The sequence below is a fragment of the Vibrio sp. YT-17 genome (assembly GCF_033337375.1).
Lineage (GTDB): Bacteria > Pseudomonadota > Gammaproteobacteria > Enterobacterales > Vibrionaceae > Vibrio > Vibrio alginolyticus.
The window spans coordinates 1-1117 of sequence record NZ_JAWOQP010000168.1 but is presented as its reverse complement, the minus strand read 5'-3'; the positions used below and the strand labels follow the sequence as shown (position 1 = coordinate 1117).

At 49.8% G+C, this 1117-nt stretch carries 2 protein-coding genes; both read left to right on the top strand.

Annotation, left to right across the window (positions count from 1 at the left end):
* The coding region (locus R7F67_RS24710) for an OmpA family protein (RefSeq protein ID WP_318057520.1) at positions 1 to 852 on the top strand (852 nt) is incomplete at its 5' end.
* Between the two features lie 32 nt (positions 853 to 884).
* Positions 885 to 1117 (top strand): polysaccharide biosynthesis/export family protein (locus R7F67_RS24705; protein ID WP_411913745.1); only part of this gene is annotated, 233 nt, incomplete at its 3' end.

Here is a 1117-nt window from a genome sequence, read left to right as displayed (position 1 = left end):
TTTGGTTGTTCGTCATTTGATTATCCCGATCATGGTCAGGGTGGATTGGCGGAAAGCTATCAAGATATTTCGATTGAGAACTATCAGTTCTCGCCTGTGATGCCAGATGAACCATTGGGCCCAGAGCATGGATTGCGATTCGATTGGCAGTTGACCAAGCTTCATCTCGACGCTTTGATTCAAGAAGGCGCTCGTTGGTGCTTCCCTGCTGCAGTGGTGCAAGCACTCGAGAAGCAAAATCGCATTGCTCGTGAACTAGAAGGCGGTTTACTGCTTGATGCCGCCAATGACCTGGTCATCCAGCGTCGTCGATTAAACCAGCTTGAGCAGCAACTCGACTACGTACTTACGCAAACCGCTTGCACGCCGCCGGACGACATTGATGCGCTAAGGAATGACCTAAACATCGTCGCCGATATTTATGCGCTGCTCAACGTCGATAATCAGTTTGCCATTGATTCTGCGGAGATCAATCCGAAGTACATGGGACATTTGGCAGAAGCCGCTTATATTCTGCGCGACCACCCTGCTCTGTCTCTGGTTGTCACTGGCCATGCGGACGTCACGGGTACGCCTGAGCACAATAAAAAACTAGCACAGGAACGAGCCGAGCAAGTTAAACGATACTTAAGTGTGTTCGGTGTAACGTCAGACCGTGTACAAACCAAATCTGTTGGCGACACATTGCCTTTGTATGAGGGACAAACGCCAGCCGTGCGCCTAACCAACCGTCGTGTGAGCATCGAAGTTCTCAGCGAAAACTCTGATAGCAATGCGCCAAGTAATCACAATTTACCTAACAAAGGCAACATGCCAACGAGCGCAAGCGGTTCGATAGGAGGCGCGTTATGAGCATTTTCAAAACGTTTTTTGCCTTGTTCGCGATGTGCGTGCTCGCTTGGGTAACCCCTCTGCATGCCGCAGATAACGACACAGTAAAAGTTGGTGACTTAGTACAGATCAACCTGCCCGGCGAAGCATCGCTAAACCAAGGTTTTCAAGTGGACCGCCGCGGGCGATTCAACTTACCGGAAATCGGTGCGGTGTTTGTTGCTGGTTATAACGAGCAGCAATTGCAAGATGTCATTATTGAAACGCTGAAAACCGTCTATCGAGA